The sequence below is a fragment of the Lichenibacterium ramalinae genome, assembly GCF_004137085.1.
Lineage (GTDB): Bacteria > Pseudomonadota > Alphaproteobacteria > Rhizobiales > Beijerinckiaceae > Lichenihabitans > Lichenihabitans ramalinae.
On the sequence record NZ_QYBC01000004.1, the window covers coordinates 16,809 to 33,649 of the forward strand.

Genomic DNA, 16,841 nt, shown 5'->3' on the forward strand with positions numbered 1-16,841 from the left:
CGCCAGTCGCCCGAGGTGGGCGGCTCACGCGAGTTCAGCGTTGAAGAAGCGGAAACGACCGGTTAAAGACACCACTCGAAAGCAGCTTGGATCGACGCTGCGAAGCGGATGTGTCCACCGGATCGCAACTGCTCGCGCACATCGCCGATCGCCCGTGACCGTAACAGCACAGTGCTGAAAAATCAATGGTGAAGTGGCGCTCGGCCGCGGAACCAGCGGCGAACCGGGGTTTTCGCGGTCGGCGCCGTGCCCGCCTCAGGGCGACGGCCGGCCGTCCGCGGGTGAGGCGGCCTGCGCCCACAGCACGAGTTGCCGCCGCAGTGCCGCCGGGTCGGTGACGCGGTTCGGGAAGGCGAGGCGCAGGGTCGCGTCGCCGCAGCCGAGGTCGATGCCGTCGGGGTCGAGCGAGACGACGCGCCAGTCCCCGTCCGGCGCGCCGCCGAGCGTCGTGGCGTAGAGCCGCAAGGCGTCGCGGTGGTCGGTGTTCATGTGCTCGGCCGCGCGCGTCTCCGCCGCCACGAGCGCTTCGGCGCCGGACAGGTCCGTCGTCAGGTCGCACGCCGCCAGGGTGTCGATGCGCCCGAAGCCGCCGATGATGCGGGCTTCCCCCATCTCGAGGCGCCAGAAGGCGAAGTCGCCGAAGTCGACGTAGATCTCGGCCCGGGGATGGCGGCGCAGGAACCGCGCCCGCCAGGCGTCGCGTTCGGCCGGCGTCGCCTGCACGGCACGTCCCGTCAGGGTGAGCCGCGGATGGGTCAGCGGGTCGCCCCGGCCGGCGCTGTCGAGCAACAGGGAGCAGCGCGGGTCGGCCAGAAGGTGCCGGGTGTGGACCGCGAGGGTCGAGAGCGGCAGCACGGGGCTGCCGTCCGGCAGGCTCGCCACCGACACGAGGCTGGCATAGGGCGCGCCCTCGGGCGTCAGCGTGGCCAGCGCGCCCGAACGCACCGTCCGCAGCAGCCGTCGCGCGGCGTCCCGCGCGCCGTAGGGGCTTTCGGGGGCCGGCGGCGCGGCCGCCGGGGGAGAGGCTTCGTCGTCGCTCATGCCCTCAGGCGGTAGCATGACGGGCGATGAAAGTCTTGAACCGGTCCGAGCCGCCGGTGCCGAAGACGTCCGCCGGCGGGCCGTCGCAGTCGACGAGGCCGTTCTGCAGGAACACGACCCGGTCCGACACGTCGCGGGCGAAGCCGATCTCGTGCGTCACGACCAGCATGGTGCGCCCTTCGGACGCCAGCGTCCGCATCACCCGCAGCACTTCGCCCACGAGTTCCGGGTCGAGCGCCGAGGTCGGCTCGTCGAAGAGCATCACGTCGGGCCGCATCGCCAGCGCCCGGGCAATGGCGGCGCGCTGCTGCTGGCCGCCCGACAGGTGCGCCGGATATTGGTGGCGCTTGTCGGCGATGCCGACCTTGGCGAGCAGCGCCTCGGCCTCGGCGACGCACTCCGCCTTGGGGCGCCCGAGCACGTGGACCGGCGCCTCGATGACGTTCTGCAGGATGGTCATATGGGACCAGAGGTTGAAGTTCTGGAACACCATGCCGAGGCGGGCGCGGAGGCGGTCGACCTGGCGCCGGTCGGCGGCGCCCGACCGGCCGTCACGGCCCTTGCGCATGCGGATCACCTCGTCGCCGAGCCTCACCTCGCCGCTGTCGGGCGTCTCGAGCAGGTTGATGCAGCGCAGGAAGGTGCTCTTGCCCGAGCCGCTGGCGCCCAGGATGGAGATGACGTCGCCCTGGCGGGCGTCGAGCGAGATGCCCTTGAGCACTTCGAGAGCCCCGAAGGTCTTGCGCAGGTCCTTGACCGAGAGGGCGACGGGAATCATCAGGCGGTACCGAGTTCGAGGGGGGTGTCGAGGCCGGGCAGGGCGTCCGGCGCCCGGCGGAGGTGGGGCGACAGGCGCCATTCGAGCAGCGCGACCGCGCGGGCGATGGCGATGTTCAGCACGAGATAGATGGCGCCGGCGCACAGGAAGACCTCGATGGCCCGGTAGGTCTCCGAGTTCAGCTTGGCGGCGACGAACATGGTCTCCTTCAGCGTGACGATGCTGGCCAGGGCGGTGGCCTTGGTCATCAGGATGATCTCGGTAGCGTAGCTCGGCAAGGCCTGGCGCAGTGCGATCGGCAGCACGACCCGGCGCAGCAGCGTCAGCCGCGGCATGCCGCAGGCGCGTGCCGCCTCGACCTGCCCGGTCGGCACAGCCGCCAGCGCCCCGCGGAAGATCTCGCTCGTATAGGCGCCGGTGTTGAGCGCCAGGGCCAGCACCGCGCACCAGAACGGGTCGCGCAGCACGGGCCAGGCCACACTGTGGCGCACCTCCGGGAACTGGCTGAGCCCGTAGTAGATGAGGAAGAGCTGCACCAGCAGGGGCGTGCCGCGGAACACGAAGACATAGGCGGCGGCGAGGGCCGAAAGGCCCGGCACCCGGCCGGCCCGCATCCAGGCGAGCAGCGCCGCCAGCACGCCGCCGGCCAGCACTGAAGTGACGAAGAGTTCCAGCGTCAGCGGCAGGCCGCTCAGCAGCGCCACCGTGGTCTGCGCCATGAAGCCGAAGTCCATGCCGGCGCGCCTCCGCTACAGGCGCCGCAGCGAGCGCGACATGCGCCACTCGGCCCGGCCGAACAGCAGCGTCGAACCCGTGGTGAGCACCAGGTAGAGCGCCCCCGCCGCGACGTAGAAGGCGAAGGGCTGGTGGGTCGAGCCCGCACCGATCTGGCTCTGGCGCAGCAGTTCGACGAGGCCCGTCACCGACACCAGCGCCGATTCCTTCAATGCCAGCTGCCACACGTTGCCGAGGCCGGGCAGCGCGATGGCGACGATCTGCGGCGCCAGGATGCGCCTGAACCGCAGGCCGCCGTCCATGCCGAGCGCCCGCGCCGCCTCCACCTGCCCGCGCGGAACGGCCAGGGCGGCGCCGCGGAACACCTCGGCCTGGTAGGCGCCGGAAACCAGGCCGCAGGCCAAGGCCCCGGCGAGGAAGGACGGCAGGCCGAGGAAGCCTTCCGCCCCCATGGCCTGGCCGAGCCGGGTCACGATGGCGCTGCCGCCGAAATAGACGAGGTAGATGACGAGGAGGTCCGGCACGCCGCGCAGCACCGTGGTGTAGGCGTCGCCCGCCGCCCGCAGCGCCCGGCTTCCCGAAAGCTTCGTCGCCGCCACCACCGCGCCCAGCACGGCGCCGATGGCGAAGGCCGACACGGCGACCCCCAGCGTCACCAGCGTGGCGCGCAACAGCGCCGCGCCCCAACCGGCCGGGCCGAAGCCGAACAGCGCGAGATCCGTCACCGACGCCGTCCCGGACGGATCAGCTCGGCGGCATCATGTCGAGCTTGAACCACTTGTCCTGCAGCGCCTTCAGGGTGCCGTCGGCCCTCGCGGAGGCGATGGCCTTGTCGAACATGGCCTTGAGGTCGGTGTCGCCCTTGCGCAGGCCGACGCCCACGCCGCGACCGAACACGTCGCCGCCGCGGAACTCGGCTCCCGCCAGCGTCAGGTCCTTGGCGTCTGGCTTCGACAGCGTGGTGAGAAAATAGGCATCGTCGGCGAAAGCGGCGTCGATCCGCCCGGCCATCAGGTCGAGATCGTGCTGCTCGGTCGTCTTGTATTCCTGGATGGTGGCGACGTCCTTGAAGTACTTGTCGACGAAGTTGGCGTGGATCGTCGCCACCTGCACGCCGATCGTCTTGCCCTTCAGCATCGCCCGCATCCTGTCGATGACCTCCTTGTTGTGGGGGTCGTCCTTCGACAGGTTCAGGATCTCGCCGGTGCCGGGCAGCTTGGCGAGGTCGCTGGACTTCGGCACCATGAGGCCGGCCGGCCCGGCCGCGTAGGCGTTGGAGAAGTCGATCACCTCGAGGCGCTTCGGCGTGATGTTCATGCCCGCCATGATGCCGTCGAACTTGCCGGCGTTGAGGGCCGGGATCATGCCGTCCCAGTCGTTCTGCACGACGGCACATTCCACCTTCATGCGCGTGCAGAGGTCGTGGGCGAGGTCGACCTCGAAGCCCGCGAGCTTGCCGTCCGGCAGCACGTAGTTCCAGGGCTCGTAGGCGCCTTCCGTGGCGATCGTGACCTTGGTCCAGTCCTTGGCCTGCACCGGGCCGAGGCCGAGGACGGCGGACAGGGCGACGACGGCGGCGATGGCGTGGCGGTTCATTCCCGGCCTCCCGAGGGTCGGGCGCTCGGGCGCCCGTTCCCCCGCATGGTGTTATGGTTCCATGACGGAAAGCAAGGGTCGGGCCGCGTCAGGGACCCACCTCGATCGGTGCTGCGATTCACCCCCCCCTGCCAAGGGACGGGTCCGGAAGAGCGGAGCACCGATCGCCGTGGGAGCCCTCACTCCCCAGCGGCGAGCGGGAGCTTTCCGGCGCGGCGGGACCGCCGGAACGGCCAGCGCAGCCGCTGCAGCCGCGCCATGCCGAGATATATGATGGGCGTCGTGTAGAGCGTCAGCGCCTGGCTGAGGATCAGGCCGCCCATGATGGTGACGCCGAGCGGCCGTCGAAGCTCGGCACCGACGCCCTCGCCGAAGGCGATCGGCATGGCGCCGAACAGCGCCGCCAGCGTCGTCATCAGGATGGGGCGGAAGCGTTCGAGACAGGCGGCGTAGATGGCGTCGCGCGGGCTCATGCCGTCGTCCCGCTCGGCATGGATGGCGAAATCGACCAGCATGATGCCGTTCTTCTTCACGATGCCGATGAGCAGGATGATGCCGATGAAGGCGATCACCGTCAGCTCCATGCCGACCAGCCGCAGCGCCAGGAGGGCGCCGAGTCCGGCCGAGGGCAGGGTGGAAAGGATCGTCAGCGGATGGGTCAGGCTCTCGTAGAGCACGCCGAGGATGATGTAGATCGAGCCGAGCGCCGCCAGCACGAGCAGGCCCTGGCCGCCAGCGCCCTGCTGGAACACGAGGGCGTCGCCGGCGAATTCGGCATGGAGCCCGTCCGGCAGGTGCATTTCGGCGACCGCCTGCCGGATGGCGTCGCTGGTGGTTTCCAGGCTGGCGCCGTCGACGAGGTTGTAGCTCAGCGTCACGGACGGGAAGGCGCCCTGGTGGTTGACCACGAGGGCGGCGTTGCGGCGCTTGACGGTGGCGAAGGCGGCGAGCGGCACCTGGGTGCCGTTGGCGCCGGGCACGTAGATGCGGGTCAGGTCGGACGGGTCGCGCTGGTCCCGCGGGGCCACTTCCAACACGACGCGGTACTGGTTGCGCTGCGTGTAGATCGTCGAGATCTGACGCTCGCCGAAGGCGTCGCTGAGGGCGTCGTCGATCGACTGGATGGCGACGCCGAGCCGGGACGCGGTCGGGCGATCGATGACGACCTCCGCCTCGAGCCCGCCCTGTTCGCGGTCCGTCGACATGTCGACGACGCCCGGCACCGCCTTCAGCCGGGCGAGCACGCGGGGCTGCCAGGTCTGGAGTTCGTCGAGGTCCGCGTCCCACAGCGAGAACTGGTAGGCGCCCTTGCCGCCCCGCCCGCCGGCCCGCAGGTCCTGCACCGGGATCATGAAGAGGCGGATCCCCGGCGTGTGGGCCAGCTTGCGGCGCAGCCGGTCGATGACCTTGGCGGCCGTCGGGCGCTGTCCCTCCGGCTTGAGTCCGATGAAGAGCGAGCCCGAGTTGACGGCTCCCCCGCCGGGCCCGCCTCCGATGAAGGAGCCCACGCCGTCGACCGCAGGGTCCTTCAGGATGACGTCGGCGAGCCCCTGCTGCAGGGTCGCCATGGCCGGGAAGGACGTGTCGGCGGCGGCCTCGGTCATCCCCATGATGAGGCCGGTGTCGTCCTCCGGCACGAAGCCCTTGGGCGTGGTCTTGAACAGCTCCACGGTGAGGCCGACCGTGAGCACCATGACGAGCACCATGAGCCAGGGATGGCGCAACGCCACCCTGAGGCTCGTCGCATAGCCGCCGACCAGCCGGGAGAGCCCCCCCTCCACCAGCCGGTCGAGGACGCCCGGCGGGCGATGGTCGTGCGGCTTCATGAAATGGGCGCAGAGCATCGGGGTCAGCGTCAGCGACACCAGCGTCGACACCACGACGGCGAAGGTGAGGGTGAGCGAGAACTCCCGGAAGAAGGCGCCGATGATGCCGCTCATGAAGATCAGCGGCACGAAGGCCGCCACCAGCGACAGGCTGATCGACACGACCGTGAAGCCGATCTGCCGCGAGCCCAGGAGGGCGGCGGCGACCGGCTTCATGCCGCGCTCGATGTTGCGCGACACGTTCTCGATCATCACGATGGCGTCGTCGACCACGAAGCCGACCGAGATGGTGATGGCCATCAGGCTGAGGTTGTCGAGGCTGAACCCCGCCACCCACATGCAGGCGACCGTGCCGGCGAGCGACAGCGGCACGGCGACGCCCGCCGCCAGCGTCGGCGTGGCCCGCCGAAGGAAGGCCAGCACCACGCCCATCACCAGCGCCACCGTGATGAGCAGCGTGATCTGGATGTCGTCGACGGCGGCGCGGATCGTCACGGTGCGATCGGTGAAGATGGAGATATCGACGCCCGCCGGCACCCAGCGGCGCAGTTCGGGCAGCAGCGCCTTCACGCGGTCCACCGTGTCGATGACGTTGGCCTTGGGCTGCTTGGTGACGATGAGCAGTACTGAGGGGCGCTTGTTGTACCAGCCGGCGGAGCGGCGGCTCTTGTTGCCGCGCTCGACCGTGGCGACGTCGCCGAGCTTGACCACCGTGCCGTGCTGCGCCCGCACCACGATGGCGGCGAAGTCTTCCGGGGTCGACAGCCGGTCAGAGGTCGCCAGCGTCTCGGTGAGCTCCGGCCCGTCGAAGGAGCCGATGGCCTGTCCGACGTTGGCGTTGCCGATGGCGGTGCGGATCGTGTCGACCGACAGGCCCATGGCGGCCAGGCGCTGCGGGTCGATCCTGACCCGGATGGCGGGCTGCGCGGCGCCGTTGACGGTGACCTCGGCGACGCCGTCCACCTGGCTGATCTTCTGGGCGATGACGGTGTCGGCGGCGTCGTAGAGCGCCGTGACGGGCAGCGTGTCCGAGGTCAGCGCCAGGATGATGACGGGGAAGGCGGCGGAATTGGCCTTGCGGTAGGTCGGCAGGGTGGGCAGATCGCCCGGCAGGTCGGCGGCGGCGGCGTTGAGCGCCGCCTGGACGTCGCGCGCCGCGTCGTCGACGTTGCGGCCGAGGTCGAACTGCAGCGAGATGGAGGAGGAGCCGAGGGTGGAGTTGGACGTGAGTTCGTTCAGCCCCGAGATCTCGCCGAGCCGCCGCTCCAGCGGCGCCGCGACCGTCGCCGCCATGATGGCGGGGTCGGCGCCCGGCCGGGACGCGTTGACCCGGATCGCCGGGAAGTCGACGGCCGGCAGGCTCGCCACGGGCAGTTGGAAGTAGGCGACGGCGCCCACGAGGAACAGGCCCACGGCGAGCAGCGTCGTGCCGATGGGGCGGCGGATGAAGGGGGCCGAGATGTTCACGGGGCGAGCGGCCCGAGGAGGGCGACGCCGCAGGTGCGGGCGGCGGCCGCGAGGGCGCGGTCGAGCGTGGCGAGGGGCACGCCCGCGCCGAGCGCCACATCGAGGTAGGCCGCATCGTAGGCCGTCAAGGCGTGAGTGCGGGCCATTGCGAGTACGACGACATCGCTCGATATGGCGACACTGACCAGGGAAAGCTGTCTCAGCTTGCCCATGGCTGATTCTGCCGCTCCTGGCGCGCTCCGCCCACGTCGCTCGACCTTGAGCAGAATGTTCCGGATCTCGTGCCAGGACAAATCCGGCACCACGCCGCCGTCCTTCTCAACGAAGTCCAGCACGGTATCCGAGGCATCGTTCCTTTCGTCAGGGATCAACCAAGCCGCTGCCATCGATGCGTCCACGACGCAGGTCATCAACGCCGGCCTTCGTCTCGCCAAGCGATGATTTCGTCGATCGTCGTCGGCGCGAAATCCTTGCGGCCCGCCCGGATGGCAGCGACGGCAGCCTCGACGCCTTTCCGATCAGGCTGCTCGGGCTCCCGGGTCAGACGGGCGAGGGGTTTCGCGTCGCGTGCGATGACGAACTCGTGCCCGGCTTCTACCTCGGCGAGCAGTTCCGGCAGCTTCGTGGCGAGATCGCTCACGTCAAAGGTCAAGGTCATCATGCCCTCCAATTCGAGCGCTGTTGTATCATGCGGCGGCGCCGCGGCCTCATTCCGCCGCCCTCCGGATCTCCGGCGCCGCCTCGGCCTCGACGTCCGGGATGGCCGCCGTCCCCATGCCGAAGCGGCGGCCCAGCGCCTCCATCTGCAGGTAGATCACCGGCGTGGTGTAGAGCGTCAGCAATTGGCTGAGCAGCAGCCCGCCGATGATGGTGATGCCGAGCGGCACGCGCAGTTCCGCGCCGGACCCGTGCGCCAGCGCCAGCGGGATGGCGCCGAACAGCGCCGCCAGCGTCGTCATCATGATGGGGCGGAACCGCAGCCGGCAGGCGCGCTCGATGGCGTCGAAGGGCGACAGCCCCTCCTCGCGCTCGGCCGCGGTGGCGAAGTCGATCATCATGATGGCGTTCTTCTTCACGATGCCCATCAGCAGGATGATGCCGATCAGCGCCACGATCGACAGCTCCTGGCCCGTCGCCATCAGGGCCAGCAGCGCGCCGACGCCCGCCGACGGCAGGGTCGACAGGATGGTCAGCGGGTGGATGAAGCTTTCGTAGAGCACGCCCAGCACGAGGTAGATGGTGACGACGGCGGCCAGCACCAGCCAGGGTTCGCCGGCGAGGGACTTCTGGAACTCCGCCGCGTCGGCCCCGAAGGCCCCGACGAGGGAGGCCGGCATGCCGATATCCCGTTCCGCCTCCGCGATGCCCTCCACGGCCTCGCCGAGCGAGGCCCCCGCGGCGAGGTCGAACGAGATGGCGGCGGCGGGGAATTGTTCGAGATGCGCCACCGCCAGCGGTGCCGTGGTGCGCTTCAGCGTGGCAAAGGACACGAGCGGCACCTGCGCGCCCGGGGTCGCCGCCGTGGTGGTGGCGGCCGTGGTGACGCCGCCCGTCGACACCTGGGCCGTGGTGGAGCCGCTGGTCACCCCCACGTAGAGCTTGTCGAGGATGCGGGGGTCGTCGGCCGAGCCCGGTGCCGCCTCCAGGATCACCCGGTATTGGTTCGATTGGCCGTAGATGGTCGAGATCTGCCGCTGGCCGAAGGCGTCGTTCAGCGTGTCGTCGATCATCTGCGCCGTCACGCCGAGGCGGCCGGCCTTCTGCCGGTCGATGTCGACGAAGGCGCGCAGCCCTCCGTCCTGCACCTCGGCGGCGACATGGGCGAAGAGCGCGTCCCCGCGCAGCCGCTCGACCAGCCTGTTCGACCAGAGCGTGACGGCGGCGCCGTCCGTGCCGGTCAACGTATACTGGTATTGCGAGCGGCTCGCCGTCGTGGCGATCTGGATGTCCTGCACGGGTTTGACATAGGCGGTGACGCCCGGGATGCCGGCGAGCTCCGCGCGGACCCGCTCGGCGATGCGCTGCGCGTTCTCCCGGCGGGCGTCGGAGGGCGTCAGCGTCAGCTGCAGGTGGGCGACGTTGGAGGTCGGGTTCAGCGTGCCGACGCCCAGCACCGCCACCACGCCCGTCACGGCCGGGTCGTGCCGCAGCGCTTCCGTGGCCTCCCCCTGCAGCCGGCTCATCTCGGCGAAGGAGGCGGTGGGCGACCCTTCGAGCACCACGTCGACGAGGCCGGTGTCCTGAGCCGGAAGGAAGCCCTTCGGAACAATGACATAGAGGTAGACGGTGAGGCCCAGCGTGAACAGCGTGACAAGCAGCATGAGCCCCTGGCGGCGGAGCGCCCAGCCGAGCGTCGCCTCGTAGCCCCGCGCCATCCAGGCGATCGGCGCCTCGGCCGCCCGCATCAGCCAGGGCTCGCCGGCCCCGTGCCGCGGCGCCCGGAGGAGCCGGCCGCACATCATGGGCGTCAGCGTCAGCGACACGACGGCCGAGACCACGACCGCGAAGGTCAGCGTCAGGGCGAACTCCCGGAACATGCGGCCCACGATGCCGGTCATGAACAGCAGCGGGATGAAGACCGCGATCAGCGACAGCGTCAGCGACACGACGGTGAAGCCGATCTCGCGCGCGCCCTTGAGCGCCGCCTGGAGCGGGGTCTCGCCCTCCTCGATCTGGCGCACGACGTTCTCGATCATCACGATGGCGTCGTCGACCACGAAGCCGGTGCCGATCGTCAGGGCCATCAGCGACAGGTTGTCGAGGCTGAAGCCCGCCGCCCACATGACGGCGAAGGTGGCGATGATGGAGAGCGGCAGCGCCACGGCGGCGATGATGGTGGCGCGCACGGTGCGCAGGAACAGCAGCACGACCAGCACCACCAGGGCGCCGCTGAGCACCAGCGTGAACTCCACGTCGCGGATCGAGGCGCGGATCGTGTCGGTGGAATCGTGCACGACCTTCAGCGTGGCGCCGGCGCTGAGCGAGTGCTGCAGGCGCGGCAGCTCCGCCAGCACCCTGTCGACCGTCTCTACGACGTTGGCGCCGGGCTGGCGCTGCACGTCGATGATGACGGCGGGTTCGCCGCCGTACCAGCCGCCGACGCGGCTGTTCTCGAGCCCCTCCACCACCCGCGCGACGTCGCGCAGCAGCACCGGGGCGTTGTTGCGGTAGGCGACGACCACCGTCTCGTAGGCCTTGGCGGCGTCGATCTGGTCGTTGGCGGCGATCGTATAGGCCTGGCTCGTGCCGTCGAGCGATCCCTTGGAGCCCGCCACATTGGCCGCCACCACGGCGGCGCGCAGGTCTTCGAGCGAGATGGCATAGGCGGCGAGCCGCGGCAGGTCGGCCTGGATGCGCACGGCCGGCCGGATGTTGCCCTCGACCGACACGTGCCCGACGCCCGAAACCTGCGACAGCCGCGGGGCCAGCAGGGTGTCGGCGACGTCCGACAGGTCGCGCAGCGGCACCGTTCGGGAGGTGAGGGCCAGGGTCAGCACCGGCGTGTCGGCCGGGTTCACCTTGGAATAGGTCGGCGGGTAGGGCAGGTTCTTGGGCAGCGTCGAGGCGGCGGCGTTGATGGCCGACTGCACGTCCTGGGCGGCGGCGTCGATGTCGCGGTCGAGGTTGAACTGCAGGGTGATCTGGCTGAGGCCGAAGGCGCTCTGCGACGACATGGCGGCGAGCGACGGGATCTGGCCGAACTGCCGTTCCAGCGACGCCGTGACCAGCGCCGCGATCGTGTCGGGGTTGGCGCCGGGGAGCTGCGTCGTGACCTGGATGGTGGGGAAGTCCACCTGGGGCAGGGACGACACGGCGAGCTGCCGGTACCCCATGATGCCGGCGAGCAGCACCGCCACCGCCAGCAGCGCCGTCGCGATCGGCCGCAGGATGAAAGGGGCGGAGATGTTCACGGTGCGGTCCCGGCGCCGGGCATCAGTTGGTGGCCGCCGGCCGGGCACCGTCGCGCCTGCGGCGGTGGGGCCGGACGGCTTCGGGGCCGCCCGCGGCGGCATCGGCGTCGGCCTCGTGCCGGGCCGTGCCGGCCGTCGTCGCGTCGGGCTTGGCCGGGTCAGGGTTGGCCCCGTCTGGCGTCGTCGCGTCGGGTTTGGCCTCCGCGCCGGTCGCGGCGCCATCGGCCCCGTCCTCCGCCGCCCCGCCGGCCGACGGCGCATTGGCGGCCGTGGCGGTCGAGACCGCGACTTTGGCGCCGTCGGTCAGGCGGGTGAAGCCCGTCGTGATGACCAGCGCGGGCGGCGCGAGGCCGGCGGTCACCACCGTCTCGGCCTCGGTCTGGCGACCGGTCGTCACCTTGGTCATCACCGCCTTGCCGTCCTTGACGGCATAGACGAAGGCGCCGTCGGGTCCGCGCTGCACGGCGGGGGTCGGCACCACGACGACGTGGCTCAGCTTGTCGACGTAGAGGCGCAGGTTGACGAACTGCCCGGGCCAGAGCTGGTCCTCGGCGTTGGGGAAGCTGCCCTTCATCTTCACCGTGCCGGTCGTCTGGTCGACGGTGTTGTCGACGACCTGCAGCGTGCCGGTGTCGACCAGCGCCCCGCTGTCGCCGTCGTGGGCCTCGAGGCGCAGCGTGCCGCGCGCCGTCGCGGCATTCACCTGGCGCAGCCACTGCTGGGGCAGGTTGAACACGGCCGCGATGGGCTTCACCTGGGCGACGGTGACGATGCCGGTGGAGTCGCTGGCATGCACCAGGTTGCCCTGGTCGACGATGCGGATGCCGGTGCGCCCGTCGATCGGCGAACGGATCGTCGCATAGTCCAGCGTCGTCTTGGTGTTGTCGATCGACGCCTGGTCCTGGGCGAGCTGCGCATTGTACTGGGCCACCAGCGACTTCTGGGTGTCGGCCTGCTGGTGCGAGCCGTATTGCGTTTCGGCCAGCTTGTTGTAGCGGACGAGGTCGACCTGGGCGTTGGCGAGCAACGCCTCGTCCTGCGCCTTCTTGGCGACCGCGCTGTCGTAGAGGGCCTTGTAGGTGGCGGGGTCGATGCGGGCGAGGACGTCGCCCTTCTTCACGTCCTGGCCTTCCTTGAAGGCGATCTCGACGAGCTTGCCGTCCACCTGGCTGCGCACCAGCACGCTGTTGGTGGCCTGGACGGTGCCGAGCACCTCGGCGGTGACCGGCACGTCGGCGTAGCGGGCTTCGGCGGCCAGGACCGGTGTGGGACCATCGGCCGAGAAGCGCCGCCGCTTCCTGTCCGGCGCCTCGCCCCCGGCGGCGTTGCCGCCGGCGCCCGTCGGCTTCATCGAGGCGGCCTGGCCGAGGCCGGGCACGTCGGGGAGCCAGGGCACGCGGGCATGGATGGCGGGAAAGCGCTCGGCCAGCACGACCGCGCCGACGAGCAGGATGACGGCGAGGGTGAGGAAGCGCTTCATGACCGTCCCGCCGTTTTGGGCCCGTCGGCCGTGTAGCCGGCCCCGTCGGTCGCCAGCCCCTGCGCCGGCGTCGGCGTGGGCCGGACGGCCTCGGCCGGGACCGGCGCCAAGCCGTCGAGGGGCGGCAGCTCGAGCAGGTCCGGCCGCGTCCAGCCGCCGCCGATCGCCTGGGCGAGGCTGGACAGCGCCGTGAAGCGGGCCAGCCGCACCACGGCCTGCGCGTCGAGCGCCGAGAACAGCGTCTGTTCGGTGTTGATCACGGTCAGGATGTCGACGGTCCCCTCCCGCAACCGGGCCCGGGTGATATCATAGGCGAGACGCGACGAGGCCACGACTGCGGCCAATCGCTTCTCGTGCTCGGTGTTCTGCTGCACGGCGATGAGCGCGTTCTCGACGTCGACGAGCGACTGCACGATCGTCCCGCGGTAGTCCTGCAGGTCTTCGAGGTCCCGGCCGCGCTGCAGGTCGAGCGTGCCCTTGAGCGCGCCGCCGTCGAGCAGCGGCGAGGCGAGCCCGGCCCCGAGGCTGCCGAAGCCCGCCGCCGGCGACAGCAGCGTGCGCAGCGCCGTGCTCTCGATGCCGCCCGAGGCCGTCAGGCTCACGGTGGGGAACAGGGCGGCGCGCGCCGACAGCACCGCGGCATCCGCCGAGGCCAGGATGGCGGCCGCCTCGGCGACGTCCGGCCGGCGGCGGATCACCTGGGCGGGCAGGCCGGCGGGGATCACCGGAGGCTTGAGGCCTTCGAGGCTGCCGCCCCGGACGGCGAGGCTTTCGGGCGTGCGTCCGGCGAGCAGCGCGATGGCGGTCTTGGCCTGCTGGAGTTGCTGCTGGAGGGGCGGGAAGGCGGCCAGCTGCTGGTCGACGACGCTCTGCTGCTGGGCCACCTCCAGCGCCGTGATGGTGCCGACCGCCAGGCGCCCCTTGATGGCTTCGAGGCCGAAGCGCGCCTCCTTGAGGTTGTCGGCGGCGATCTTCAGCCGGTCCTGCGCGGACAGGAGCGAGAAGTAGCTGTTGGCGAGGGCCGCCACCTGCGTCAGCACCAGCGTGTCGCGGGCATAGCGGGCCGCCACGGCGTTCTGGGTGGCGGCGAGGCTGGCGAAGCGGTTGCGGCCCCAAAGGTCGAGCTCGTAGCTCGCCGTGAGGCCGAGGCTGAAGCTGTTGGTGGCGATCGTGCCGCGGGAGCCCGAGGCCGCGCTCACGGCGCGGGTGGTGGTGGGGGTGAAGCTGCGGCCGGAGCTGTTGGACGAGGTCGCCTGCGGGAACAGCGCCGCGCTCGACACCGCCGTCTGGGCGTCGGCCTGGAGGATGCGGGCCGACGCCGCCGCGACGTCGAAATTGTCGTGGGCCGTCATGGCGGCGAGGCGCGACAGTTCGGCCGAACCGAAGACGACCGTCCAGTTGCCCGGCAGCGGCCGGGCGGCGGCGGGCGAGTCGCCGGTGCCGTGGCCGGCGTGGGAGAAGGTGCCCGGCACCAGGAGGTCGGGGCCGGGACGGGTCTCGTCGAAGGAGCAGCCCGCGACGGCGGTGGCGAGCGCAGCCGCCGTCGCCACGGCGGCGCCGTGCCGCGCCCGGCCCGTCCCGATCCAGAGGGCCGCCCGCCCGGCAAAACCAGCCACCTTGTCGTCTCCCCCGAACCCGGCCGCGACCCCGGCGGGTCCGTCCCGCCCGGCCCGTCCGTTTACGGGGGTTTTACAGGCGAAAGGAAGGCCGCCCCATCGCACCGGCGTTTCATCCCTGTGGCAATCGCGCCGCGGGCGCGGGATGATGGGCCGGCGCGGCCGGCGCCGCGAGGGAGACGCGTCATGACGGATGTGCCGATGCCGGGCTTCGGCCCGATCCATCCCGGGGCCACGATCGGCCACGTCCACCTCAAGGTGGCGGACCTCGAGCGCGCGCTCGGCTTCTACTGCGGGGTGCTGGGCTTCGACCTCATGCAGCGGTTCGGCGCGCAGGCCGCCTTCGTGTCGGCCGGCGGCTACCACCACCAGATCGGCCTCAACACCTGGGAAAGCCTCGGCGGGCGGCCGCCCGCGCCCGGCACGACGGGGCTCTACCACACCGCCGTGCTCTACCCGACCCGCGCCGCGCTCGCCGACGCCCTGCGGCGCCTCATCGCCGCCGGCATCGCGCTCGACGGCGCCAGCGACCACGGGGTCAGCGAGGCGCTCTACCTCCGCGACCCCGACGAGAACGGCGTCGAACTCTACTGGGACCGGCCCCGCGACGTCTGGCCCCGCGATGCCGCCGGGGGTCTCGCCATGCACACGCGGCGCCTCGACCTCGAAGACCTGCTGCGGGCCGGGTAGGCGCTCCGCCGGTCCTTGCCGCCTCCCGCCGGCACCCGGCCGGTGCCGGTCGTGGCAGGACTGCGGACGAGGCCGTTGCGCCGGACCGCGCGATTGGGCAGGAGGGGGCCGAACTTCGGGGAATGCAGGGCATGACGGCCAACGACAACAGACCGCCGGGCGGGCGGCAGCCGGGCGGGCGCGGCAACGTCGCCGCCCTGGTCGCCGTCGTGCTGATCGGCTTCGCGCTGTTCTGGGCCGTGTCGGCGATCCGCCAGCACAATGCCGTGCAGGACTGCATCGACTCCGGCCGCCACGACTGCACGGCCGAGCCGTGAGGGACCGGCGCCCTGCGGCGGGGTCCCGGCCCGAGCCCGGCGTCGCGTCGGCGCTTCCCCGACCGTCCGGCCTCGTCTATGGACGGCGATGGACAATCGGAGGCGCGGGCCCTTGCGTGACGGGATGATGGTGCGGTCCGCCGCGGCGGGCTTCCGAGGCGCGGCCCGCGCCGCCGTCGTGCTGGTCTCGGCCCTGTCGCTGTCGGCCTGCGCGTCGGCCGTGGCCGACGTCGGCGACCTCGTCTCGGGCGCGCCCGCCCGGCCGGCGCGCGACGTGCAGATCTTCGTCGACTCGACCCGACCCCTCAAGGCCGATGGCGTGGCGGACGGCTCGGCGCATTTCTCGCTCGCCACGATCGGCGTGCCGCCCGCGCACCAGCCCGGCAGCCTGGAGATGGCGAGCTTCGGGGCGCCCAACCGGCGCAGCGACTTCGCCGTGGTGGGGCGTCGCTCCCTCGATGCCGAAACCTTCCGCAACGAGGTCGCCACCCATCTGTCGGGCCGTATCGGCTCGAACCGCGACGTCCTCGTCTTCGTGCACGGCTTCAACACGGGGCTCGACGAGGCCCGGTTCCGCCTCGCCCAGATCGTGACGGACGGCGACTTCAACGGCGTGCCGGTGCTGTTCACCTGGCCGTCGAAGGGGAGCCTCTTCGGCTACGGGTCGGACCGCGAGGCCGCGACGGCGTCGCGCGACGCGCTGGAGCACCTCCTGCTCGACCTCGCGGCGCTGCCCGACGTCGGCAAGGTCCACGTGCTGGCCCATTCCATGGGCGCCTGGCTCGCCATGGAGGCCCTGCGCGAGGTCGCCATCGGGGGGCACGCCGACCTCGACGGCCACCTCGGCGACATCATCCTGGCGGCGCCGGACATCGACCAGGGCGTGTTCCGCCAGCAGGTCGAGCGGCTCGGGCCGGGGGCCCGCGTGTCGGTCTTCGCCGCCACCAACGACCGGGCCCTGACGCTGTCGGGCATCCTGGCGGACCGCCCGCGGCTCGGCGCCATCGACGCTTCGAGCCCCGAGGGCCGGCGCGCGCTCGAAGGGCTCGGCGTGCATGTCATCGACATCACCCGCGACAGCGTCGGCCTCATCGGCCACGCCACCTATGCCAGCGCCCCCGAGGTGATCCGCGGCATCGGGGCGGAGATCGGCGCGCCCCGCGACGCCGATCGGACTCACCAGGCCGTGCTCGGCGGCGAGCCTGCCGCGCCCGTCTTCGACGGGGCGCCGGCCGCCGTGGTGGCGACGCCCCTGCCGGCGCCGCAGCCGCCCGCCATCGCGGTGCCGTGATCCCCGGGACACGCTGACCTACAATCTCCGGGCGAACGACGCCGGGGACCGGGCAGCGTCTTGCGGGCCCGCCCGGCGCGGGACCAAACTCCG

At 71.5% G+C, this 16,841-nt stretch carries 14 protein-coding genes; 3 read left to right on the forward strand and 11 right to left on the reverse strand.

From position 1 onward, the window contains the following. Positions 1-255 precede the first annotated feature (255 nt). The 11 genes from D3272_RS05660 to D3272_RS05710 all read right to left on the reverse strand — a co-directional run bounded on the left by D3272_RS05660 (position 256) and on the right by D3272_RS05710 (position 14,450). A complete protein-coding gene (locus D3272_RS05660; RefSeq protein WP_129218188.1) occupies positions 256-1,041 on the reverse strand; it encodes a HugZ family pyridoxamine 5'-phosphate oxidase in 786 nt (261 codons plus the stop codon). A 4-nt stretch (positions 1,042-1,045) separates the two neighbouring features. After that, a complete protein-coding gene (locus D3272_RS05665; RefSeq protein ID WP_129218189.1) occupies positions 1,046-1,819 on the reverse strand; it encodes an ABC transporter ATP-binding protein in 774 nt (257 codons plus the stop codon). Next, positions 1,819-2,553, reverse strand: a complete 735-nt coding sequence (locus D3272_RS05670; protein WP_129218190.1) for an ABC transporter permease — start codon at positions 2,551-2,553, stop codon at positions 1,819-1,821. The genes D3272_RS05665 and D3272_RS05670 overlap by 1 nt, the downstream gene beginning before the upstream one ends. A 15-nt stretch (positions 2,554-2,568) precedes the next feature. Further along, positions 2,569-3,279: an ABC transporter permease gene (locus D3272_RS05675; protein ID WP_129218191.1), complete on the reverse strand. Its 711-nt coding sequence runs from the start codon at positions 3,277-3,279 to the stop codon at positions 2,569-2,571. 19 nt (positions 3,280-3,298) lie between these two features. Continuing rightward, complete coding sequence (locus tag D3272_RS05680) at positions 3,299-4,150, reverse strand: transporter substrate-binding domain-containing protein (RefSeq protein WP_129218192.1); 852 nt, start codon at positions 4,148-4,150, stop codon at positions 3,299-3,301. 179 nt (positions 4,151-4,329) lie between these two features. Further along, positions 4,330-7,443, reverse strand: a complete 3,114-nt coding sequence (locus tag D3272_RS05685; RefSeq protein ID WP_129218193.1) for an efflux RND transporter permease subunit — start codon at positions 7,441-7,443, stop codon at positions 4,330-4,332. Further along, positions 7,440-7,853: a type II toxin-antitoxin system VapC family toxin gene (locus tag D3272_RS05690; RefSeq protein WP_129218194.1), complete on the reverse strand. Its 414-nt coding sequence runs from the start codon at positions 7,851-7,853 to the stop codon at positions 7,440-7,442. Before D3272_RS05690 ends, D3272_RS05685 begins: the two co-directional genes overlap by 4 nt. Continuing rightward, entirely contained in the window at positions 7,853-8,104 is a 252-nt protein-coding gene (locus tag D3272_RS05695) for a type II toxin-antitoxin system Phd/YefM family antitoxin (protein ID WP_245496409.1), read from the reverse strand. Before D3272_RS05695 ends, D3272_RS05690 begins: the two co-directional genes overlap by 1 nt. A gap of 46 nt (positions 8,105-8,150) precedes the next feature. Beyond that, the gene (locus tag D3272_RS05700; protein ID WP_129218195.1) at positions 8,151-11,354 is read right to left on the reverse strand and encodes an efflux RND transporter permease subunit; all 3,204 of its coding nucleotides are present in this window, start codon (positions 11,352-11,354) and stop codon (positions 8,151-8,153) included. Between the two features lie 22 nt (positions 11,355-11,376). Continuing rightward, the gene (locus tag D3272_RS05705; protein ID WP_129218196.1) at positions 11,377-12,834 is read right to left on the reverse strand and encodes an efflux RND transporter periplasmic adaptor subunit; all 1,458 of its coding nucleotides are present in this window, start codon (positions 12,832-12,834) and stop codon (positions 11,377-11,379) included. Beyond that, on the reverse strand, positions 12,831-14,450 hold the full coding sequence (locus tag D3272_RS05710; RefSeq protein WP_165361241.1) for an efflux transporter outer membrane subunit: 1,620 nt from the start codon (positions 14,448-14,450) through the stop codon (positions 12,831-12,833). The genes D3272_RS05705 and D3272_RS05710 overlap by 4 nt, the downstream gene beginning before the upstream one ends. A gap of 201 nt (positions 14,451-14,651) precedes the next feature. Here D3272_RS05710 and D3272_RS05715 point away from each other — a divergent pair, with 201 nt between their 5' ends. The 3 genes from D3272_RS05715 (at position 14,652) to D3272_RS05725 (ending at position 16,748) form a co-directional block, all read left to right on the forward strand. Further along, on the forward strand, positions 14,652-15,140 hold the full coding sequence (locus D3272_RS05715; RefSeq protein WP_129218398.1) for a VOC family protein: 489 nt from the start codon (positions 14,652-14,654) through the stop codon (positions 15,138-15,140). Between the two features lie 131 nt (positions 15,141-15,271). After that, the gene (locus D3272_RS05720) at positions 15,272-15,457 is read left to right on the forward strand and encodes a hypothetical protein (RefSeq protein WP_129218198.1); all 186 of its coding nucleotides are present in this window, start codon (positions 15,272-15,274) and stop codon (positions 15,455-15,457) included. Between the two features lie 112 nt (positions 15,458-15,569). Continuing rightward, the gene (locus tag D3272_RS05725) at positions 15,570-16,748 is read left to right on the forward strand and encodes an alpha/beta hydrolase (protein ID WP_165361242.1); all 1,179 of its coding nucleotides are present in this window, start codon (positions 15,570-15,572) and stop codon (positions 16,746-16,748) included. Positions 16,749-16,841 lie beyond the last annotated feature (93 nt).